20 protein-coding genes are annotated in these 21,277 nt (G+C 71.0%); 8 read left to right on the top strand and 12 right to left on the bottom strand.

Features of this window, described 5'->3' with window-relative positions:
• Window positions 1-14 precede the first annotated feature (14 nt).
• The 4 genes from ACZ4N4_RS22375 to ACZ4N4_RS22360 are packed head-to-tail and all read right to left on the bottom strand — an operon-like array spanning window position 15 to window position 5,917.
• Entirely contained in the window at window positions 15-2,741 is a 2,727-nt protein-coding gene (locus ACZ4N4_RS22375) for a glycoside hydrolase family 38 N-terminal domain-containing protein (RefSeq protein ID WP_467591337.1), read from the bottom strand.
• Window positions 2,742-2,764: 23 nt separating this feature from the next.
• Window positions 2,765-3,571: a carbohydrate ABC transporter permease gene (locus ACZ4N4_RS22370; RefSeq protein ID WP_453571041.1), complete on the bottom strand. Its 807-nt coding sequence runs from the start codon at window positions 3,569-3,571 to the stop codon at window positions 2,765-2,767.
• A 50-nt stretch (window positions 3,572-3,621) separates the two neighbouring features.
• Entirely contained in the window at window positions 3,622-4,572 is a 951-nt protein-coding gene (locus tag ACZ4N4_RS22365; protein WP_467591334.1) for a carbohydrate ABC transporter permease, read from the bottom strand.
• 7 nt (window positions 4,573-4,579) lie between these two features.
• Window positions 4,580-5,917, bottom strand: a complete 1,338-nt coding sequence (locus ACZ4N4_RS22360) for an ABC transporter substrate-binding protein (RefSeq protein ID WP_467591331.1) — start codon at window positions 5,915-5,917, stop codon at window positions 4,580-4,582.
• A 247-nt stretch (window positions 5,918-6,164) separates the two neighbouring features.
• Between ACZ4N4_RS22360 and ACZ4N4_RS22355 the strand changes: the two genes are divergently transcribed.
• Entirely contained in the window at window positions 6,165-7,166 is a 1,002-nt protein-coding gene (locus ACZ4N4_RS22355) for a LacI family DNA-binding transcriptional regulator (protein WP_467591328.1), read from the top strand.
• A 188-nt stretch (window positions 7,167-7,354) separates the two neighbouring features.
• Here the strand turns inward: ACZ4N4_RS22355 and ACZ4N4_RS22350 are convergent, their stop codons facing one another.
• Complete coding sequence (locus tag ACZ4N4_RS22350; RefSeq protein ID WP_467591325.1) at window positions 7,355-8,620, bottom strand: hypothetical protein; 1,266 nt, start codon at window positions 8,618-8,620, stop codon at window positions 7,355-7,357.
• Window positions 8,617-9,780 carry a HesA/MoeB/ThiF family protein gene (locus ACZ4N4_RS22345; RefSeq protein WP_467591322.1) on the bottom strand — a complete coding sequence of 388 codons (1,164 nt, stop codon included), beginning with the start codon at window positions 9,778-9,780 and terminating at the stop codon, window positions 8,617-8,619. Before ACZ4N4_RS22345 ends, ACZ4N4_RS22350 begins: the two co-directional genes overlap by 4 nt.
• A 220-nt stretch (window positions 9,781-10,000) precedes the next feature.
• Between ACZ4N4_RS22345 and ACZ4N4_RS22340 the strand changes: the two genes are divergently transcribed.
• Both ACZ4N4_RS22340 and ACZ4N4_RS22335 read left to right on the top strand, forming a co-directional pair.
• The gene (locus ACZ4N4_RS22340) at window positions 10,001-11,371 is read left to right on the top strand and encodes a M14 family zinc carboxypeptidase (RefSeq protein ID WP_467591319.1); all 1,371 of its coding nucleotides are present in this window, start codon (window positions 10,001-10,003) and stop codon (window positions 11,369-11,371) included.
• A 128-nt stretch (window positions 11,372-11,499) separates the two neighbouring features.
• Window positions 11,500-12,483: a tetratricopeptide repeat protein gene (locus ACZ4N4_RS22335; RefSeq protein WP_467591316.1), complete on the top strand. Its 984-nt coding sequence runs from the start codon at window positions 11,500-11,502 to the stop codon at window positions 12,481-12,483.
• Here the strand turns inward: ACZ4N4_RS22335 and ACZ4N4_RS22330 are convergent.
• Window positions 12,414-12,581 (bottom strand): type II toxin-antitoxin system RelE/ParE family toxin, encoded by a 168-nt coding sequence (locus ACZ4N4_RS22330; protein ID WP_467591832.1) that lies wholly within the window; start codon window positions 12,579-12,581, stop codon window positions 12,414-12,416. The two genes, ACZ4N4_RS22335 and ACZ4N4_RS22330, sit on opposite strands and share 70 nt — an antisense overlap.
• Window positions 12,582-12,773: 192 nt before the next feature.
• Window positions 12,774-13,862 carry a redox-regulated ATPase YchF gene (gene ychF, locus ACZ4N4_RS22325; protein WP_453570606.1) on the bottom strand — a complete coding sequence of 363 codons (1,089 nt, stop codon included), beginning with the start codon at window positions 13,860-13,862 and terminating at the stop codon, window positions 12,774-12,776.
• Between the two features lie 195 nt (window positions 13,863-14,057).
• Here ychF and ACZ4N4_RS22320 point away from each other — a divergent pair, with 195 nt between their 5' ends.
• Window positions 14,058-14,591, top strand: a complete 534-nt coding sequence (locus ACZ4N4_RS22320) for a DUF6542 domain-containing protein (RefSeq protein ID WP_453570604.1) — start codon at window positions 14,058-14,060, stop codon at window positions 14,589-14,591.
• A gap of 63 nt (window positions 14,592-14,654) precedes the next feature.
• Here the strand turns inward: ACZ4N4_RS22320 and ppgK are convergent, their stop codons facing one another.
• Together ppgK and ACZ4N4_RS22310 are read right to left on the bottom strand one after the other, a co-directional pair.
• Complete coding sequence (gene ppgK, locus ACZ4N4_RS22315; RefSeq protein WP_453570602.1) at window positions 14,655-15,404, bottom strand: polyphosphate--glucose phosphotransferase; 750 nt, start codon at window positions 15,402-15,404, stop codon at window positions 14,655-14,657.
• A 76-nt stretch (window positions 15,405-15,480) separates the two neighbouring features.
• A complete protein-coding gene (locus tag ACZ4N4_RS22310; RefSeq protein ID WP_453570600.1) occupies window positions 15,481-16,494 on the bottom strand; it encodes a 4-hydroxy-3-methylbut-2-enyl diphosphate reductase in 1,014 nt (337 codons plus the stop codon).
• A gap of 192 nt (window positions 16,495-16,686) precedes the next feature.
• On the opposite strand from ACZ4N4_RS22310, the gene xseA reads away from it, so the two are divergent.
• The 3 genes from xseA (at window position 16,687) to ACZ4N4_RS22295 (ending at window position 18,924) form a co-directional block, all read left to right on the top strand.
• A complete protein-coding gene (gene xseA, locus ACZ4N4_RS22305) occupies window positions 16,687-17,895 on the top strand; it encodes an exodeoxyribonuclease VII large subunit (protein ID WP_467591310.1) in 1,209 nt (402 codons plus the stop codon).
• Between the two features lie 36 nt (window positions 17,896-17,931).
• Window positions 17,932-18,180 (top strand): exodeoxyribonuclease VII small subunit, encoded by a 249-nt coding sequence (locus ACZ4N4_RS22300; RefSeq protein WP_453380517.1) that lies wholly within the window; start codon window positions 17,932-17,934, stop codon window positions 18,178-18,180.
• Window positions 18,181-18,333: 153 nt separating this feature from the next.
• Window positions 18,334-18,924, top strand: a complete 591-nt coding sequence (locus tag ACZ4N4_RS22295) for a malonic semialdehyde reductase (protein ID WP_467591307.1) — start codon at window positions 18,334-18,336, stop codon at window positions 18,922-18,924.
• 159 nt (window positions 18,925-19,083) lie between these two features.
• Here the strand turns inward: ACZ4N4_RS22295 and ACZ4N4_RS22290 are convergent, their stop codons facing one another.
• The gene (locus ACZ4N4_RS22290) at window positions 19,084-19,608 is read right to left on the bottom strand and encodes a DUF4245 domain-containing protein (protein ID WP_467591304.1); all 525 of its coding nucleotides are present in this window, start codon (window positions 19,606-19,608) and stop codon (window positions 19,084-19,086) included.
• 125 nt (window positions 19,609-19,733) lie between these two features.
• Between ACZ4N4_RS22290 and glpX the strand changes: the two genes are divergently transcribed.
• Window positions 19,734-20,768, top strand: a complete 1,035-nt coding sequence (gene glpX, locus ACZ4N4_RS22285; RefSeq protein ID WP_453570591.1) for a class II fructose-bisphosphatase — start codon at window positions 19,734-19,736, stop codon at window positions 20,766-20,768.
• Between the two features lie 123 nt (window positions 20,769-20,891).
• On the opposite strand, the gene ACZ4N4_RS22280 is transcribed toward glpX, so the two are convergent.
• Window positions 20,892-21,275, bottom strand: a complete 384-nt coding sequence (locus tag ACZ4N4_RS22280) for a WhiB family transcriptional regulator (RefSeq protein ID WP_453570589.1) — start codon at window positions 21,273-21,275, stop codon at window positions 20,892-20,894.
• Between the last annotated feature and the right edge of the window lie 2 nt (window positions 21,276-21,277).

Raw genomic sequence — 21,277 nt, 5'->3', positions numbered from 1 at the left:
ATCGGGGGTGGTGGCTAGCGCAGGACGACGGTGCGGATCTCCCAGGGGCCGAGGACGAGTTCGAGCCCGTCCCCGGTCACCGGCTCCGCGGCGATCGGCCGGCCGAGCAGGTCGACGGTCGTGGCCTCGGTGAAGGCGCCGGTCACCCGGACGGCGGCCGCGGTGTCGCGCAGGGCGGCCAGCCGGACCTCGGTGCCGGGCCCGTGCTCGGGGTCGGTGACCCGGCGGACGCTGGACACCTGGACGTCCTGGCCGTCGACCCGCACCCCGGTCGCGTCCGGGGGCAGCGGGCCGCCGCCGGTCGCGGTCCCGCGGGCGACCAGGACGTCGGCCCGGAACTCCTCGGCCAGCGCGACCGCGTCCGCGTCCTGCCAGCCGCTCGCCGAGGGCAGCACGGCGAACCGGTTCTCGATGCGCATGCCGAGGTCCTGCGCGCCGGGGACGGGGATCTCGCTCGCCGCGGGTTCGTCGCGCAGGGGGTGGAGGTTGACGCTGATCGAGCCGATGGCGCGCAGCAGGGTGAGGGCGAGGGCGGAGCCGTCGTCGACGAGTTCGTACTCGGCGGAGTGGTCGAGCAGCACGGTGGCCGGGCCAGCCGACACGAAGGAGCTCGCGGGGAAGGTCGGCAGGGGGTACTCGCCCCAGCCGCCCTCGGCGGTCAGTCCGCGCTCGGTGACGGCGAACTGCCCGGCCGCCGCGGAGCTGGTGACGGGTTCGGGCAGCGGCACGTGGAAGCGCAGCCGGTGATCGGCGCTCTGGTTGAGGAACGCGGTGGCGATCCGGACGAACGGCTCGCCCGCGCGGACCTCCACCACCATGTCCACGGGGGTCGGGACGGTACGGCCGTCGCGCCGGTCCCGGTCGCCGTCGGCGAGCGCGGCCGGCCAGTCGTAGACGCGGGTGACGCGCAGCCGGGCCCGCAGCGGGCCCTGGTCGAGGAGTTCGACGCCGACCCGGGCCGGCTCGGAGACGAGGACGTCCCGCGCCGGCGGGGCGTAGTTGTAGCTGTCGCCCCGGTCGCCGCCGTCGACCAGGCGGCCGACTCCGGACAGGACGGTGCCGTCGGGTCCGGTCACCTCCAGGGTGCCGTCGGCGGCCACCGTGACCTCGACCAGACCGTTGGAGAGGCGGTCGGGTGCCGCCGTCACCGGCTGCGCCGCCGAGGAGGTGGGCCGGTCGGCCGGCTCGACCCGGAAGGCGGCCAGTCCGCCGGCGGGGACGGGCACGGCCACCAGCGCGGTGGCCCGGGCCTGTGCCAGGGTCCGTACCCGCCACTCCCCCGGGTGCGCGGCCGCCGCGGCGGCGACCTCGCCGCGCAGGGTCATCAGGTCGAAGGGTCCGGCCGGCGCCTCGGCGAGGTGGAAGACCAGGGAGTTCGGGGTGAGTTCGTAGCTGTCGATGAGCAGGCCGAACAGCTCGCGGCGGTGGATCCGGCGCAGCACGCGTTCGAGCTGTGAGGCGTCGTGCCGCTCGTCGCTGAGGACGGTGGGTGCCTCGGAGACCAGCTGGACGGGGTGCGCGGAGCCGTCGGCGGTGGTCGCGACCAGCGTGCGCCCTTCCGGTGCGGCCACGACGTCCACCTCGACCAGCGCGGTACGGGGTACGGGCAGCGGGTTGGCGACCAGGTGGCCGTCGCTCGGGACCAGGGCGGCGGGCTCGGCGAGGGCCGCGTCCCGGACCGCCCGGGCGGTCTGCGTGGCCTCGGCGAGGCGGGCGGCGACCTGGTCGCAGGTCTCGTCGGTGCCGGATCCGACCACCGAGTCGTGGGCGGTCGACTCGATGATCTTGTGCCAGGCGAGGGCGAGGAAGTGCGACTCGTCGCGCCGGGACCACAGGGCGTTCATCCGCTCGGCGTGGTCGACGGTCCGCTCGGCGAGGGCCATCCGCTGCTTGAGCCCGAGCCGCACGGACAGCACGCCCGGCAGGATGTTGCCCCGGACATGGCTGCGCAGTTCACCGGTGACGACGGCGGTCACCTCGTCCCGGACGTGCTTGCGGAGGTACTCGTCGAGCGTGCCGACGGTGATCGGCCGCTGCTCGCCGGAGGCCCGGCGCAGCCAGTCCCCCAGCTTCGGGTCGGGCGCGTTGTGGTCGGTGCCGGCCATGGCGAGGAGCGGGTCTGCGCCCCACCGTCCGGCGGTCAGCTCGGCGTACTCGGCGAGTGCCTGCCGGATCCGGTCGGGTACCAGCAGGACGTCGAGTCCGTTGTCGTACCCGTCGAAGAGGAACTCGGTGCGGACCTCGGAGCCGTCGGGGGCGCGCCAGCGGAAGGCGTGGCCGTCGACCGAGCCGGGCACCCCGCGCCACAGGGCGGCGTGCTCGATGCCGGCGCGGGCCAGGATCTGCGGCATCTGCGCCACATGGCCGAACATGTCCGGAAGGTAGCCGATGGGCATGGCCCCGCCGAGGCGCTCCGCGGCCGCCCACCCCATCTGGAGGTTGCGGACGATGGTCTCGCCGGAGCAGAGGAACTCGTCGAGCAGGATCAGCCAGGGTCCGACGGCCAGCCGGCCCTCGCGGACCAGGGCGGCGACCCGGTCGCGGTTCTCCGGGCGCATCTCCAGGTAGTCCTCGACCGCGGCCATCTGCCCGTCGACGGTGAACCGGAAGTCCGGGTCGGCGTCGGCGGTCGCCAGCACGGTGTCGAGGGCGGTGACGAGGCGGTGCCGGAACACCTGGAACGGCTCGTACCACTCCCGGTCCCAGTGGAAGTGGGGCACGAAGACGGCGGAGTCGGGCATGACGTGGGGCACCTTCCGGGTGGTCACTTGAGGGAGCCGGCGGCGAGACCGGTCCGCCAGAAGCGCTGGAGCAGGATGAACACGATGATCACGGGCACGATCGAGACCAGTGAGCCGGTGATGATGGACTGCTGGAGCGCCGGGGCGCGGGCGGTCTGGCCGTTCCACTCGTACAGGCCGAGGGTGATCGGGAAGAGGGACTCCTTCTGCAGCATCACCATCGGCAGGAAGAAGTTGTTCCAGATGGCCACGAACTGGAACAGGAAGATGGTCACCAGGGCCGGTGTCATCAGCCGGAAGGCCACCGAGAAGAAGGTCCGGAACTCACCGGCGCCGTCCAGCCGCGCCGACTCGATCAGCTCCTGCGGGACGGCCGCGTTGGCGAAGATCCGCGCCAGATAGACGCCGAACGGGCTGACGATGCTCGGCAGGAACACCGCGAAGTAGGTGTTGACCAGCCCGGTCGCCGAGAACAGCAGGAACAGCGGCAGGGCGAGCGCGGTGGTGGGCACCAGGACCCCGCCGAGGATGACGGAGAACAGGAACTCCCGGCCGCGGAACCGGAACTTGGCGAGGGCGTAGCCGCACAGCGCGGAGATCAGGGTGCCGACGGCCGCGCCCAGCACCGCGTAGATGACGGTGTTCAGGGCCCAGCGGCCGAAGATGCCGTCGCTGCGGGTGAACAGGACACGCAGGTTGTCGAACAGGTTGAAGTGCGAGAACGCCAGCCCGTTGGTGGTGGCGAGGTCGCCCTGCGGCTTGGTCGCCGCGACGACCAGGAAGTAGACCGGCAGCAGGAAGTAGACGGCCAGGAGCAGCATCAGGCCCATGGCGGCGGTCCGGCTGACGCGGCTCTCTTTGATCACGGAGGGTTGGTTGCTCACAGGCCGGCCTTCTTCGAGGTCAGTCGCATGAACCCGAAGCTCAAGACGAAGGTGATGACAGCGATGACGACGGAGATGGCCGCGGCCTGCTGGTAGTTGTTCCCGGAGGCCACCGTGTAGGCGAGCATGTTCGGGGTGAACGTGCTGGAGATGTTCGAGGAGATCTGCCGCAGCACGGCCGGCTCGGCGTACAGCTGGAGCGTGCCGATGATCGAGAACACCGTGGTCAGGACGATCGACGGGGCGATGATCGGGACCTTGACCCGCCAGGCGATCGTCCAGTTGGAAGCGCCGTCGATCTTCGCGGCCTCGTAGAGCTCCTGCGGGATCGACTGGAGCGCCGAGAACATGATCAGCATGTTGTAGCCGGTCCACAACCAGGTGGAGACGTTCGCGGCCGACCACAGCACGGCACCCGGGCCCAGGAAGTCGGGGTGCAGCCCGACGCTGTTCAGCAGGTCGACGACGGGGCTGAGCTGCGGCGAGTAGAGGTACGACCACATGATCGCGGCGATCACCCCGGGCACCGCGTACGGCATGAACGCGGTGATCCGGAAGAACGCCTTGGCCTTCAGCAGCGGGGTGTCCAGGAGCAGCGAGATGGTCAGCGCGACGAACAGCATGACCGGCACCTGCACGATGCCGAACAGGCCGATCCGGCCGATGCTGGACCAGAACTCGGTGTTCTGGAAGACCTGGACGTACTGGTCGAAGCCGCCGAAGGTCGTGTACGAGGTGCCGTACTGCCCTCCGCTGCGGCGCACCACGCGGAAGCTCTGCCAGAGCGCGTAGCAGACCGGCACCAGGTAGAAGAGCAGGAACGGCAGGAAGAACGGGGTGACGAAGGCGGCGATGGTGCCCAGCCGGGGGCCGCCGCCGTCGAGACGACGGCGGCGGCCCCCGGTCGGCAGCACCGCGCCGGTCGGGCGGGGCGCGATGTCGGTCATACGGCGGTCACTTGCCCGCCTCGGCCGGAATGGCCTGGTCCTTCATCGACTTCAGCGCGGCGGCCTGGGCGGCCGCGAGGGCGTCGGTGAGGGTGCCGTCGCCGGCCGCGGCCTTGGCCATCGCGTCCTGGAGCGCCAGGTTCACCGTCTTCTGGGTGGGGCCCCAGCTGAAGCTGGTGTCGATCTTCTTGGACGAGTCGGCGAAGACGTCGAAGATCTTCTCGTTGTTGTAGTACGGCACGCCCTTGGACAGCGCGGGCAGCTTCAGCCCGGCGTCGGCGGCCGGGTAGAGGCCGCCCAGCTCGTTCTCCATCGCCAGCGCCTGCGGGTCGCTGTTCAGCCAGGTGTTGAACTCGACCGACTCGTAGAGGTGCTTGCTGCCCTTCATGAACGCGACGGTCGAGCCGCCCCAGTCACCGGAGGAGCCGTTGGTGCCCCAGGTCGGCATCGGGACGATCGACCACTTGCCCGACTGCTTGGGCAGGTTGTCGCGGAACATGCTGTAGCCCCAGGCGGCGCCCACATAACTGGCGATCTGGTCCTTCTGGTACGCCGCGTACATCTGCGTCGACCCGTTGGCGAGGTCGGTGCGCACCAGCTTCCCGGAGATCAGCTTCTGCCAGTAGTCCGCGACCTGCTTGCTCTGCGCCGACTCGACGCTGACCTGCCACTTGTCGCCGGAGTAGCCGTACATCTTGGCGTCGTTCTGCCAGAGGAGCCCGTTGAACCACTCGGCGTTGTTCGGGTCGAAGAACGTGATGTCGAGGTTGGGGTCCGCCTTGTGCAGCTTCTCGGCCGCGGTGGCGTACTCGTCCCAGGTCTTGGGGACGGCGACGTCGTACTTCTTGAAGATGTCGGTGCGCACGAACAGGGCCATGGGGCCGGTGTCCTGCGGGAGGGCGAACACCCCGGTGTTGCCGAAACTGGTCTGCGACCAGGTCCAGGGCACGAACTTCGACTTGGCCGCGGTGGCCGCCTTGCAGGCGGAGGCGTCCACGAAGGCGTTCTGGGTGCGCAGGTTGGGCAGTTCGTCGTAGCCGACCTGGGCGAGGTCCGGCGCCTTGCCCGCCTTGAGGGCGTTGCCGAGGGTGCCGTACTGGTCGTTGGAGATGTTCTTGGTCTCGACCTGGACGTCGGGGTGCTGCTTGTTCCACAGGGCGACGACCTTGTCCATGCCCGGAACGGTGTTCCAGTACTGGAGGGTGACCTTGCCCTTCGCCGGTGCGCAGGACGAGGCGGAGGCCGCCTTGTCCGACGTACCGGACGAGGAACATCCGGCGAGTACGACGATGCCCGCTGTGGCGGCCGCGGCGGCGAGGCGGGTGCGTGTGGCTGTGCTGGTCATGTCTTCCGTTCCAGAGAACGCCTGGCGAAGGTCGGCAGGCGGGTCGACGTTGACACCTGGAGGCGGATGCCTTCTGGTTGGAATCAGGTTCCGTGAGCGGTAACGTGAGCGCTCACGGGAGCGGTAACGGGAAGTGATTGGGAGTGTGGGCTCCGGTCCGCCGGAGTGTCAAGGCTCAAGACGTCGGACCCGGCATACTCGGTGTCCCTGCGACGCGGTCGCGTCGGCAACTGCACGGAGGTGAGAGATGGCGCCGTCGGGGACCGGACCCCGCAGGGTGACGATCGACGATGTGGCCGAGGCCGCGGGTGTGTCCCGGCAGACCGTGTCACGCGCGCTCAACGACAAGGGCGAGATCGGCGTCTCCACCAAGCAGCGCGTCCTGGACGCCGCCCTCGAACTGGGCTACCGGCCGAGCCGGTTCGCCCGGGGGCTGGTCCGGCAGGACACGATCAGCGTCGGACTGGTGATCCCCGATCTGCTCAACCCGTTCTTCACCGAGGTCGCCGCCGCCGCGCTGGACGCGGCCCGGGGCCGCGGCTGGCACGTCGTGGTGTACGACACCGGCGACCGCGTCGAGGAGGAGCAGGGCACCCTGGAGGTGATCGCCTCGCAGGTGGACGCCGTGGTGGGCTATCTGAGCCTGCCGGAGGACGAGATCGCGCGGCTCACCCGTGGGCTGCCCGTCGTCCTCATCGACCGGAAGAGCCCCACCGAGCGGTTCAGTTCGATCCGGATCGACGGCGAGGCGGGCGTATACGCGGCGATACGCCACCTGATGGAGGCCGGGCACCGGCACATCGGCATGCTGGACCACGCGGAACGCTCCGAGCCCAGCGTCCGGCACGAGTGGTTCGACACCGCGATGTCCGCGTGCGCGCTGGACTCCGGTTCGGTGGCCCGCGCCGACCAGAGCGTGGACGGCGGGGAGCGCGCGCTCCAGGAACTCCTGGCCCGGCACCCGCACCTGACCGCCGTGTTCACGTTCAACGACATCATCGCCTTCGGAGCGTTGCGCGCCGCCCGCCGGCTCGGCCGCCAGGTCCCCGGGGATCTCGCCGTGCTGGGTTTCGACGGCCTCGGCCTGGGCACCCTCGTCGAGCCGGCGCTGACCACGGTGGCCCTGGACACCCGCCGCCTCGGCGCGCTCGCCGTCGAACAGACGGCCAGACTCCTGACCGGAGCCGCTCCGCTGCGCCCCGACGAACTGACGGTGGGGGCGCAACTGCGGCTGCGCGAGTCGGCGTAGCCGGCGCCGGGAACAACGGCTGGGTGAGGCGGCGTCACCGGCGGGCCGGTCGCGCGGGCTCGGTGGCCTGCCTCGGGTCCGCCGTGCCCGGGCGCGCCGCCTGTGCGCGGCCCGTTGTCCCGGTGGCACCGGCGGAGCGGTCGGCCCCTCTCAGGGCGGCGGTGGGTTCCCGGGCACGGTCGCCGTGCTCAGGCTCCTTCCTCGGACCCGCGGGCGCGGCGGTTGCGCCAGCGGGTCACCAGCCACAGGACGTTGATCCCGCCCAGGGTGACCAGCACGGCCGCCGAGTCGGCGTTGCGCGCGAGACCGTGGTCCGGGCCCAGCCCGCGGACCGCGCGGACCAGCAGGGTGAGGTCGGCGGGAAGGGTGACGGCGGCCATGAACGCCAGGCAGGCCACCGTGCCGGCCACGAGGACGACGCTGTAGAGGCGGACGGCGCGGCGCTCGTGCGGCGGGAGCCGGGTGCTCGGGTCACCGGCCGCGGCGGGGTGGGGAGCGCCGGAGCGGGCGACGCCGAGGTGGGTGGCGCGCAGGAGCCGTCGGAACCGGTAGCGGGCGTAGGCCAGTCCGTCGCCGTACAGATTCCGGCAGCCGGTGACGTCCTGGAGGACGAAGTAGAGGTCGGTGCGCGTGAACACCATGCACTGGAAGGGCAGCGGCAGCAGGGCCAGCAGCAGGGCGGCGGCGAGTAGCCGGTGGGCCGTCGTCCCGGTGGGCGTCAGGGCGAGGACCAGCACCAGGGCCGAGGCCACGGACAGGTTGAGGGCGATGCCCGCCAGGTAGGCCGTCAGCCGGTGGCGGCGGGGCGCGAGCTCGATGCCGCTGATGTCGGTCTGCATGACGAGGAACTGCAGCCGGGTGCCCAGCCGCATCCTCCCCGGCACACCCGCGGCCCGGGCGGTGACCAGATGCGCCAGCTCGTGGGCGAACAGCAGCGCCCACCCGGCCGCCGCCCCGGTGAGCAGGACCAGGCTGCCGTGCGGGCTCCACAGCAGGTCTCGGTAGCCGGGGACCAGGTCGGGACGGCGGACCAGGACGGCGACGGCGGCCGTCAGCAGTACCGCGACGAGCACCGCGAGCCCCGGGTGCAGGGCGAGCCGGACGGCGCGGGGCCGCAGCCACGGCAGTGACGCGCGCGGCGGCACGGCGTCCGCGACCGGGCGGTCCCCGATCCGTGCCACGAAACCCAGGGCGGCCAGGTCCCTGACGAAGTCCGCGATGTCGAGTTCCTCGCCGGTCTCCTCGCGCAGCAGCTCCGCCGTGCGGGCCACGGTCAGTCCCCGGCCGAGGAGTTCCACCGCCCGGGCCCCGGCCGCGGGCAGGGCGACGAAGGTCCGGGTGGCCATGCGGCCCACGATCCACTCGTCCCGGTCCCGCCGTATCCCGAGGTCGTGCAGCAGGACCCGGGTCGACGGCTCGATCCGGGGCCGGTCCATCGCCGCGGTCTCCGTCACGCGAGCTCCCCGGCCGGCCGGGCCGCGCCGCAGGCGGGGCAGTCGGGGCGGCGCTCCGAGCGCTGCATGACGGGGTCGCCGGGCAGCATGAGGTTGAGGCCGAACCGGCATCCGGGCTCGACCGGCGGGATCCCGCACAGCAGCATCAGCGCGGCATGGGCCAGCAGGCTGCCGGACAGGCCCGCGGTCACCGCGTTGACCGGGTTCCACGGCATCCGGGGTGAGGCGACCTCCTCGTCCTGGCCGGGCGCGAGCCGCAGATCGCGCCGCTCGATCTCGGCGCTGCGCAGACACTCCCAGCACGCACCCCGGCCGGGCGTGAACACCCCGACGCTGACCAGCGGACCCCGGTATCCGGCCTCGGCCCACGACGTGCCGGTGGCCAGACAGACCTCGTTGGCCCACCTGCGGATCACCGCGGGGCGGTCGGCGGCCAGCAGCAGCACGTCGTACTTCGCGTCGCCGTCGGAGGCCGTGGTCAGCAGTTCTTCGAGGTCCGTCGGCCCGTGCACCTCCCGGCGTTCGCCCGTGACCGTCGCGTCCGAGTTCAGGGCGTGCAGTGCCGCCAGCGCCGCGTCGATCTTCGGCGTGCCGAGGTCGCGCTCGCCGAAGAGGGTCTGCCGGTTGAGGTTGGACAGTTCGACGACGTCCGGTTCGACGCAGTGCAGCCGGCCCACCCCGGAGGCCACCAGGTCCCGCGCGGCGGCCCCGCCGGTTCCGCCGACGCCGACCAGCAGCACCCGGGCCCGGCGCAGCCGCAGCTGCGGCTCCCAGGCGCTCTCCCGGGGCCGGAGGTCCATCCAGCGCAGCAGGGTCATGCCCCTGCCGTACCGCTCGCGCTCCCGCTCGGACAGCTCCGCCGGCGGCGCGACACCGGCGTCCTCCACATACCCGGCCAGGGTCAGGTCCGTGATCGCCTGGGCGATGTCCGGGTCCGGCAGCCGCAGTCCCGGATGGCGGCGGGACACCTCGGCGACGATGTCCGCCGCGCTCCGGGTGCCGTCCATGGTCTCGACCAGCGTCCACACCCAGCCGTCGGGATCCGTGACCTCGGCCCCGATGCCGTGTACGACACTCCCGATCCGCACATGGCCGTCGACGGTCCGGTAGGCCCGGTGTTCCGGCTTGATCCGAGGCCGCCGCATCGCGGGTACCGTCATCTTCGCGCCAATCTCCTGAGCCTCAACTCGCGAGTGGACCAAGGACGTTGACAAGGGTTGCCGGTACGGCGAACTCTGGCAAGAGCACACCGATCACCGCACGCCACCGCCACAACCGGGAGGACATGGCATGCCGAACAAGATCGAGATCCGGCCGCTGGACAAGAAGGAGACCACCGGCGACAGCGGTGGCAACGGCGGCAGCTGAACCCAGACGCCGATGCCTGACCGTTACCTCACGGTCGCGGAAGTCACCGACGCGGCGAGGCGGCTGGTCTCCCGGTTCCCCGGGACCGGCCGGCTGCGCCGGATCGGCACGTCCCGGGCCGGCCGCCCGATCCTGATGCTGTCCGTGGGACACGGGCCGCACCACGTCCTGGTGGTCGCCCGGCCGCACCCCGACGAGCCCGTCGGCGGCACGACCGCGATCGCCCTGGCGGAGCAGGTGGCGGGCGCCCTGACGGAACGGGGGCCGAGCGGCCCGGCGAAGCGGGAGCCGAGCGTCCCCGTGGCGCGGGGACCGCGCGGCGACCTGATGGCCACGGCGACCGACCCGTCCCTCGTCACCTGGGACATCGTCCTGTGCCTGGATCCGGACGGCGCCGCGCTGAGCCGGGGCATCGAAGAGGCGACGGCCCGGACCGGCCGCACCCTGGCCGACTACTACCGCGCCGCCTACCGCCCGGTCGCGGCGGAACAGCCGGAGTGGGCACCCATCGAGTCCCGGGAACTCCCCGAGAGCCAGGCCCTGTTCGACGTCATCGACGAACTGCGGCCCATCCTCCAGTGTTCCCTGCACAGCGTCGAAGCGGGCGGCACCTGGGTCCAGTTGACCCGCGTCCTCCCCGAACTCGCCGCACCGTTCGAGAAGTCGGCCGCGTCGCTCGGCATCCCGCTCCAGCGCGGCACGTTCGACGCCCTGTACTGGGAGAACCCCGGCCCCGGCATCTACGTCCTGCCGCCGCCGGAGAGCGCCGCCCGGCTGGCCGCCGGGTCCGAGAACATCGGGGCGTCGACCTGGTGCGCTCCCGGGCGGTACGGCGGGGTCACGGCGATCGTCGAGGTACCGCTGTGGGCGACCGACCTGGCCGACGACCCGTCCCCGCACCCGGAGGCCGGTGCCGTCCTGCGCGGCCTGACCGAGTTGGTACGGGACGGCGGACGGCAGGTGACCGCCGTCCTCGACAAGGCGCGCCCCTTTCTGCCGCCGGCCCGGGACTGCGCGCCCAGACGCGTACTGGAGTGGATGGCCGACGGCCTCTACGACCTGGTCGCCGGCTCCTGGGAACCGCTCGCCCGGCAGGCGGCCGACGGTCCGCCGGGGCTGACGACGGCCCAGGTCTGCGCGCTGGACATCGTGGCCCGCCGACAGCCGCTGCGCGCCGCCGGTCTGCTGCTACGACTGCTCGAGGCGGCGGACGACCCCGCGGCGCCGGGGCTCCACCGCGACCTGGACGGCCTGTTCACCACCTGGTGCACGAACTTCGAGAAGACCCTGCGACTACGCCGGGTACCCGTGCGCCGGCAGGTGGCCCACCAGACCCGCACGGTACTGGCGGCGGCCGAAAGCACACTGACCGCCTTGCACTGACCTTCACCCCCGGCGACATCACCCCGGCCGCGGCCGCCTACGACACCGCGAGAGCCGGCGCAGTGTCAGGTTCGTGCGCCCCATGGGGGGACGGCCGACAAAGGCCGGACCAGGGATACCCTCGGAGGATGTCGAATCGGGCGGTAGCGGCTGGCGTAGGTCTCGCGCGGGTGATGGCGCACTGCGGGGGCAGCCCAGCGGCAGCCGTGCACTATCTGGCGGGTGCCATCGCCTCCTCGCCTGAGAACCCCGAGCCCTATGCGGTTCTCGCCGAGTTGTGGAGGGACAAGCCGTCGGAGCTGGGCGAGGTCGTTCAGGGTGCCGACTCCTTGAGGACGGTGCTGGCGCAGTCGTACATCAGCTTCCTTGAGGGGGACATGGACGCCGCGGCGCTGGCCATCGGGTCGGTCACGGGTGTGCGACCCGGCATCGCGTGGGCCAAAGCCGCCTGGTTCAGCGATGAACGATTTCTTGGTGTGGTGAGTGCCGATGCGTTGGCCGAGGCCGCGATGCGGACGATGGACTATGGCCATGATCTGGACGCCGAAAGCATGCGGGAACGGTTTCGGCCCTGGTTCGAGGCCATCGACGTGGTCTCCGCCCGCCAGCCGTTGCCGGATGCGCTGGCCAAGATGGCGATCCTGCTGCGGGCATGCGGTCTCACCGATGCGTCGTTCGCCCTCTGCGACCAGGCCGACTCCGGTGAGCGGATCATGCTGACGGAAGTTGTGCGGGCGGGCACGTGGCGCAAGCTGGGTGATCTTCGGCAGACCGTGGCAGCGTTCGAGCGCGCTCTCGCCCTGGAACCGGCCAACTGGTCGCTCTATCTCGACCTGGCCGATGTACGTGCCGAGCAGGGCGACTTCGCCTCTGCGGTCCAGCTGATCGATCAGGGGATGAGGTACGAGCCGGCCGAGCTCTCACTTCGCGCGGCCGGGGCTGCCTACCGTGCACGACTGACGGGCTCAGGCGCCGATCTGAGCGAACTCGTCGAACTGGCGCCGAATCTGCCGAACGACTCGTACCGGGACCTGCTGATCGATCACGCGTGTGCTGGTCCCGCACTGCCGGCCGAACTCGTGGCGGAGGCCCGGCGCATCCAAAACAGCTGAGGCTCCGCTCCTCCAGCCAGCCGGTGCTCGGGCGCGCCCATGCCCGTGACGAGGTCACGCCTGACGTCCTCGACACGCTTGTTGATCCGGGCGAGCATCTTGCGGTCGTGGTTGGGCCAGGACGTGTCGTCCTCCCGGCCCTGCTCTCGAAGCCGAACCTCACGCAATGCCCCCACTGGCCGCATCTGGCGAGTCGGGGTCGATCAGCGGGCTCACTCCGCCGCGAGGCTGAGCAGGGGTTCGGCTCCGAAGAGCCGAACCCCGTCCGACCTGCTCAGGTGAGGCTGCGGCTAGACGTTGAAGCGGAACTCCACCACATCGCCGTCCTGCATGACGTAGTCCTTGCCCTCCATGCGGGCCTTGCCCTTCGCGCGGGCCTCGGTCACCGAGCCCGTCTCCACCAGGTCGTCGAAGGAGATGACCTCGGCCTTGATGAAGCCCTTCTGGAAGTCGGTGTGGATGACACCGGCCGCCTCGGGGGCCGTGGCGCCCTTCTTGATGGTCCAGGCGCGGGATTCCTTGGGGCCGGCCGTGAGGTAGGTCTGGAGGCCGAGCGTGTTGAAGCCGACGCGGGCGAGGGTGGCGAGGCCGGGCTCTTCCGCGCCCACCGACTCCAGCAGCTCCAGGGCGTCCTCCTCGTCGAGTTCGGCGAGGTCCTGCTCCAGCTTGGCGTTGAGGAAGATCGCCTCGGCCGGGGCGACCAGGGCGCGCTGCTCGGCCTTGAAGGTGTCGTCGGTCAGCTCGTCCTCGTCGACGTTGAAGACGTAGAGGAAGGGCTTGGCGGTGAGGAGATGCAGGTCGTGGAGGAGCTCGGCGCGGTCCGAGCCCTGGACGATGCCCTGGGAGAACAGGGTGTCGCCCTTCTCCAGGATCTCCTTGGCCTCCTCGACGGCCTTGACCTTGGGCGCCACGTCCTTCTTGATCCGCGACTCCTTCTGGAGGCGTGGCAGGACCTTCTCGATCGTCTGGAGGTCGGCGAGGATCAGCTCGGTGTTGATCGTCTCGATGTCGTCCTTCGGCGAGACCTTGCCGTCGACGTGCACGACGTTCTCGTCCTTGAAGGCGCGGATGACCTGGCAGATCGCGTCGGACTCACGGATGTTCGCGAGGAACTTGTTGCCCAGGCCCTCACCCTCGGAGGCGCCCTTCACGATTCCCGCGATGTCGACGAAGTCGACCGTGGCCGGGAGGATCCGCTGCGAGGAGAAGATCTCGGACAGCTTGGCCAGGCGGGCGTCGGGGACGCCGACCACACCCACGTTGGGCTCGATCGTGGCGAACGGGTAGTTGGCCGCCAGCACGTCGTTCTTGGTCAGGGCGTTGAACAGGGTCGACTTGCCGACATTGGGCAGGCCGACGATTCCGATCGTGAGCGACACGTTGCGACTTCCCGTAGTGAGTGGGTGAGTGAGCCGGAGGCTGCCAGTGCCGGCGGGCCGGCCGATCCACCAGTTTACGGGGTTCGGGGCCCGGGCCGGCGGCCGCGTCGAACACCTGGACAAGCTCAGCTCTTCGGCTTGGTTTCGGCGTGTCTGGGCTGCGACTGGGCACATTAACCGACCTAAGTTGGTCCGGTGGAGCATCACAGGACCCGTCCCCGACAGCACGGACAGCGCCGTGGAGCCCCCCAACCACCCCTGCCTCCGCAGGCCGGAAGACGGCCGGCGACGGCCGAACGCCGGCCGGCCCCGGGCGGGTCCCGTACGGCGGCTGCCGGGCCCCCGCGGCCGTCCGGCCCCCGGCTCACCGGACTCGGCGGCGGCCTGTTCTGCGGGACCGTGATGTTCCTGGTCGGCTTCCTGGACAATCTGCTGTTCGGGGCGTCCCTGCCGGTGTACGGCGTGCTGTCCCTGCCGGTGTGCGCGCTGACCGCGCTGTGGGTGCGCGGGAGCGATCTGCTGACCGCCCCCGTCGTCTTCCCGATCGCCTTCGCCGCCGGCCTGCTGACCGTGGCCGACGACGGCGGCGGCGGTTTCCTGGGCGGTGTGATGGGCCTGGTGACGGCCCTGTCCACGCAGGCCGGCTGGCTCTACGGCGGCACGCTGGTCGCCGGGGTGATCGTCGTCGTCCGCCGGATCCGGCTGATCCGGCACCGGCGCGGAGGCTGATCCCCCGGCTGCTCCCGGCGGCCCGCTGCCGACCACCGCGTGCCGCCTGCCGGCTGCCCGCGGCTACTTGGCGTGGTGCGCCGCGCGCATCGCCGCGCCCACGATCCCCGCGTTGTTCTGCAGCTGGGCCGGCACGATCTCGGCCCGGATGCCCTCGATGAGGGGCAGGAACTTGTCGGCCTTGCGACTCACCCCGCCGCCGATGATGAACAGCTCCGGGGTGAACAGCATCTCGACATGGGCGAGGTACTTGGTGACCCGGCGTGCCCAGTGCTCCCAGGTGAGGTCGTTGTCCTCCTTGGCCTTGCTGGAGGCCTTCTTCTCGGCGTCGTGGCCGTCCAGCTCCAGGTGGCCCAGCTCGGTGTTGGGGACCAGCTCGCCGTCGGTGAACAGGGCGCTGCCGATGCCGGTGCCGAAGGTGAGCAGCATGACCACGCCCTTGCGGTCCCGGCCGGCGCCGAACTGCATCTCGGCCACGCCCGCCGCGTCCGCGTCGTTGACCACGGTCACCGGCAGGCCGCCGAGCCGGTCGCTGAACAGCGTGCGCGCGTCGGTGTCGATCCAGCTCTTGTCGACGTTCGCCGCCGTACGGATATGAGTGCCGTCGCTGATCACTCCGGGGAAGGTGAGCCCGACCGGGCCGGTCCACCCGAAGTGGTCGATGACCTGCTTGACCCCGTCGGCGACGCTGTCGGGCGTCGCCGGATGCGGGGTGAGCACCTTGCAGCGCTCCTGGGCCAGGTCGCCCTTGTCCAGGTCCACAGGAGCGCCCTTGATCCCGGAACCACCGATGTCCACGCCGAAGATCTGCATGGCTCCACGTTACGTGGTACGACTGACAGTCACGACGCCGGGACGGCCGCCGGTCACACCGTCGTACGAGCGCCGCTCATGCCCCGGTGCCGCTGCCGCCGCGCTCGGCGACCAGGGCGGCCGCCTCTTCGCGCAGGTCACGGCGGAGTTCCTTGGGCAGCGAGAAGGTGATGGACTCCTCGGCCGCCTTGACGATCTCCACATCGCCGTAGCCGCGCTCGGCGAGCCACTCCAAAACCTCCTCGACCAGCACCTCCGGGACGGAGGCACCGGAGGTGACGCCGACCGTGGTCACGCCGTCCAGCCAGGCCTCGTCGATCTCGGCGGCGAAGTCGACCAGGTAGGCCGCGCGGGAGCCGGCCAGCTTGGCGACCTCCACGAGCCGCTTGGAGTTGGAGGAGTTGCGGGAGCCGACCACGATGACCAGTTCGGCCTCGGCGCCCATCTGCTTCACGGCGAGCTGACGGTTCTGGGTGGCGTAGCAGATGTCGTCGCTCGGCGGGGAGATCAGCTGCGGGAACTTCTCCTTCAGCGCGTCGACCGTCTCCATGGTCTCGTCGACGGAGAGCGTGGTCTGGGAGAGCCAGACGACCTTGGACTCGTCACGGACCTCGACCTTGGCCACGTCCGCCGGGCCGTCGACGAGCTGGATGTGGTCGGGGGCCTCGCCGGAGGTGCCGATGACCTCCTCGTGACCCTCGTGGCCGATCAGGAGGATGTCGTAGTCCTCGCCTGCGAAGCGGACGGCTTCCTTGTGGACCTTGGTGACGAGCGGGCAGGTCGCGTCGATGGAGGCGAGGCGGCCGCGCTGGGCCTCCTCGTGGACGACGGGGGCGACGCCGTGCGCGGAGAACATCACGATGTTCCCCGGCGGGACCTCCTCGGTCCGCTCGACGAAGACCGCGCCCTTCTTCTCCAGGGTCTGGACGACGTACTTGTTGTGGACGATCTCGTGGCGGACATAGATCGGGGCCCCGTACTGTTCCAGGGCCTTCTCGACGGCGATCACGGCGCGGTCCACACCCGCGCAGTAGCCACGGGGGGCGGCGAGCAGGACACGGCGGCCAGGCGAAGCAGTCATGGCACCCATCGTAAGGCCGCGTTCGGGGGGCCTGAGATCGCGTCCCGGTGACGGTTCCGGGGAGACCGACGCCCCTGGACGCCGCGTCGGACGGCACGGTGGCCCGCGTCCATGCCGTCGCCACGGCCGCGGTGGCGTTCGCCGCGTTCAGGCGGCCCGCGGGGTGACGGGCCTGTCAGTCGGCGCCGTTACTCTCGGCGCATGGCTTTGAACACGTCTGTCGAAGCGCCTGTGCCCGTCGGCGAGGTGTCCCGGTTGATCGGTGGGTGGATCGACCGGCTCGGTGCCGTGTGGGTCGAGGGGCAGATCACCCAGCTCTCCCGGCGGCCGGGTGCCGGTGTGGTGTTCCTGACGCTGCGGGATCCGTCGTACGACATCTCGATCGGCGTCACCTGCTACCGGCAGGTGTTCGACGCCGTCGCGGACGTGGTGGGTGAGGGCGCGCGGGTCGTCGTCCACGCGAAGCCGGAGTGGTACGCCCCGCGTGGGCAGCTGTCGTTGCGGGCGGCCGAGATAAGGCCGGTCGGGGTCGGGGAGCTGCTGGCGCGGCTCGAGGCGCTCAAGAAGGCGCTGGCCGCCGAGGGCCTGTTCGCCGCCGAGCGGAAGAAGCCGTTGCCGTTCCTGCCGCAGCTGATCGGGCTGGTGTGCGGGCGGGCCTCGGCCGCCGAGCGGGATGTCCTGGAGAACGCCCGGCATCGGTGGCCCGCGGTGCGGTTCGAGGTGCGCAACGTGCCGGTGCAGGGCGTGCACGCCGTGCCGCAGGTCGTGCAGGCGGTCAAGGAGCTCGACGCGCTGCGGGACGTCGACGTGATCATCGTGGCTCGTGGCGGTGGCAGCGTGGAGGATCTGCTGCCGTTCTCCGACGAGCAGCTGGTGCGGGCGGTCGCCGAGTGCCGTACGCCCGTCGTGTCCGCCATCGGGCACGAGCCCGACACCCCGCTGCTCGACTACGTCGCCGACCTGCGCGCCTCCACCCCCACCGACGCCGCGAAGAAGGTGGTCCCGGACGTCGGCGAGGAGCTGGAGCGGGTGCGGATGCTGCGGGACCGGGCCCGGCGGTGTGTCGACGGGCTGGTGGGGCGGGAGGAGCGGGGGCTGGCGCATGCGCTGGCGCGGCCCGTCATGGAGGATCCGCACCGGATGGTCGACGAGCGGGCCGATCATGTCGCCTCGCTGGTGGACCGTTCGCGGCGCACTTTCGGGCATCTGCTCGACCGTGCCGACTCCGAGCTGACGCACACCCACGCGCGCGTGGTGGCCCTCTCCCCCGCCGCCACGCTGAAGCGCGGATACGCCGTGCTGCAGAAGGACGACGGTCACGTGGTGCGCGACCCGGGGGACGTCGAGCCGGGCGAGGCGTTGCGGGCGCGGGTCTCCGAGGGCGAGTTCACGGTGCGGGTGGACGGCTGACGCCGTGTCGTACCCGTCGATGAGAAAGGTCAGTGCATGAGCAGCAGGACGGAAGAGGCCGCCCTCTCGTACGAGCAGGCGCGGGACGAGCTGATCGAGACCGTGCGGCGGCTGGAGGCCGGCGGGACGAGCCTCGAGGAGTCCCTCGCGCTCTGGGAGCGGGGCGAGGAGCTGGCCAAGGTGTGCCGGCGGTGGCTGGAGGGGGCGCGGGCCCGGCTGGACGCGGCGCTGGCCGAGGAAGAGGGGCAGGGGGAAGGGGAGGACGGGGACACGGAGGGGGAGTGAGCGGGCGGTGTGAGCGGGCGGTGGCTGTGAGGCGGATCACCAGGCCCTGACCTTTGTTGAAGGTTGAACCTTCAGGGGTTATGGTCGTGGCGTCAGCCTATCCGGACCGCGGTCCGGATTCGACGGATCGCGATCTCCAGGAAGTTCGAAAACATGTCTCTTGTTCTTGACCCCGCCGCCCAGGACCTGCTGTTCCGCGAGGCCCGCACCGCCAACACCTTCACCGACGAGCCGGTGACCGACGAGCAGCTCCAGGCGATCTACGACCTGGTCAAGTACGGCCCGACCTCCATGAACCAGTCGCCCCTCCGGGTGGTTCTGGTCCGCTCCCCCGAGGCCCGCGAGCGCCTGGTGCAGCACATGGCCGAGGGCAACCAGAAGAAGACCGCCACCGCCCCGCTGGTCGCGATCCTCGCCGCGGACAACGAGTTCCACGAGGAGCTGCCGCAGCTCTTCCCGCACTTCCCGCAGGCCAAGGACGCCGTCTTCGGCGACCGCGCGGTCCGTGAGGGCAGCGCCGCCCTGAACGCCGCTCTCCAGGCCGCGTACTTCATCATCGGCGTCCGTGCCGCCGGCCTCGCCGCCGGCCCGATGACCGGCGTCGACTTCGCGGGCATCCAGAAGGAGTTCCTGGACGACGACCACACCCCGTTCGTCGTCATCAACATCGGCAAGCCGGGCCCGGACGCCTGGTTCCCGCGCTCCCCGCGCCTGGCCTACGACGAGGTCGTCACGACGGTCTGAGCCACCCCGTACACACGCGAGAGGCCCCCGGCAACGGCGCCGGGGGCCTCTCGCGTGTGACGGAACGGGTCACGACGGAACGGGTCACGACAGGACGGGTAGTGACAGCGCCGATCACGACAGCGCGGGCCAGGACCGCGCGGGTCAGGACCGCGCGGGTCAGGACATCTTCAGGGCCGCGGCCATCTTCGCCAGCTGGGTGAAGGAGGCCGTGCCGGCCACCACCGTCGTGGAACCCGGGGTGTTCTCCAGCACCAGCGCGTCGTAGCGGCCACCCGTGTAGTGCGTCCAGGTGCGGTCGCCGATCTTCTCGGTCGTCTTCGTGGCCGACGCGCCCTGGCTCGCGTCGCTGATGAAGTCCGTGGGCTTCTGAGTCGACTGCTCGATCTGGACGTACTGACCGTCGGGGGTCTGGTAGCCGAGGTGCCAGCGGTCGCCGGCCTCGCCCTGGAAGCGGACCGAGGTGGCCTTCCAGGCGCTGGGCAGGCCCTCCGGCGCGGCCACCGGGTAGGTCGCCGCCCGCCGAGCCGTCAGCAGCTCGACCCGGTAGTCGACCCGCTGGATGTCGGGAGCGTGATCGTCGTGCGGGACGAGCAGGTAGATGAAGCCCGCCGCGAGGCCGATCAGGGCCAGGGAGAGGATCATGTCCCGGACCGTCTGCTGTTTGCCGTTCGTGCCTGCCACGTCCCCTATCGTCGCAGGTGCCCGCTGCGCTCATCCGTGGGGTCCCCTGCTCATTTTGTCAGCCTGGCGATAGAGTCGACAGGAACCCTCATCCGGCCGTCGTCGTATCAGAAAGGTGCGCTCCGATGACCGAGCATCATCACTTGCCATCCGAACTCGATGTCCCCTCCGAGGCCCCCGACCGCAACCTCGCCCTGGAACTCGTCCGGGTGACCGAAGCCGCCGCGATGGCCGCCGGTCGCTGGGTGGGCCGCGGCGACAAGAACGGCGCCGACGGCGCCGCCGTGCGCGCGATGCGGACCCTCGTCTCCACCGTCTCGATGAACGGCGTGGTCGTCATCGGGGAGGGCGAGAAGGACGAGGCCCCGATGCTCTTCAACGGAGAGCGCATCGGTGACGGGACCGGGCCCGAGGTCGACATCGCCGTCGACCCGATCGACGGCACCACGCTGACCGCGAAGGGCATGCCCAACGCCATCGCCGTGCTGGCCGCCGCCGAGCGCGGTGCCATGTTCGACCCGTCCGCCGTCTTCTACATGGACAAACTGGTCACCGGCCCGGAGGCGGCGGACTTCGTCGACATCAACGCGCCGGTCGCGGTCAACATCCGGCGGGTCGCCAAGGCGAAGCGGGCCACGCCCGAGGACGTGACCGTCGTCATCCTCGACCGGCCGCGGCACGAAGGGATCATCCAGGAGATCCGCGAGGCCGGCGCCCGCATCAAACTGATCTCCGACGGTGACGTCGCCGGCTCGATCTACGCGCTGCGCGAGGGCACGGGCGTCGACATGCTGCTCGGCATCGGCGGTACGCCCGAGGGCATCATCTCCGCGTGCGCCGTGAGGTGCCTGGGCGGCACCATCCAGGGCAAGCTGTGGCCCAAGGACGACGAGGAGCGCCAGCGGGCCATCGACGCCGGGCACGATCTGGACCGGGTGCTGACCACCGAGGATCTGGTGACCGGGGAGAACGTGTTCTTCGTCGCCACCGGGATCACCGACGGTGAGCTGCTGCGCGGGGTGCGGTACCGGTCGGAGACCGCGCTCACCGAGTCCATCGTGATGCGGTCGAAGTCGGGGACGGTGCGGCGGATCGACTCCGAGCACCGGCTGCGCAAGCTGCGGGCGTACAGCACGGTCGACTTCGACCGGGCCAAGTAAAGCCCACGGGGGGCTGCTGACCGTACGCGGCTACAGATGTGCTGTGGCTGGTCGCGCAGTTCCCCGCGCCCCTTCGGGGCACTACGCAAAAGGCGCCCTCTGTGCGGAGAGGGCGCCTTTTCCCTAGCCGGCTTGCGCTATGCGGTTCGCCGCCGACGCTCGTGCCGCCTTCTTCAGTTCCATGTCACGGCGCCTGCGCCTGGCCAGGACCACGCGGCGCTCCGCTGCGGTGAGACCGCCCCAGACGCCGTACGGCTCGGGCTGGAGCAGCGCGTGTTCGCGGCACTCGACCATCACCGGACAGCGGGCACAGACCCGTTTGGCCGCCTCCTCCCGGGACAGCCGGGCGGCGGTTGGTTCCTTGGAGGGTGCGAAGAACAGGCCGGCCTCGTCGCGCCGGCACACCGCCTCGGTGTGCCAGGGTGCGTCTTGGTCCCTGTCCCGCACTGGCACCCGCTGGGCCGGTACGGCAGCTACCTGCAGGGACGAATGCGGCGGTTGCAGCACGG

Source organism: Streptomyces sp. NPDC026538 (assembly GCF_055567535.1).
Note: the sequence above shows the minus strand (reverse complement) of the source record. Positions and strands in the feature narration are given on the sequence as shown.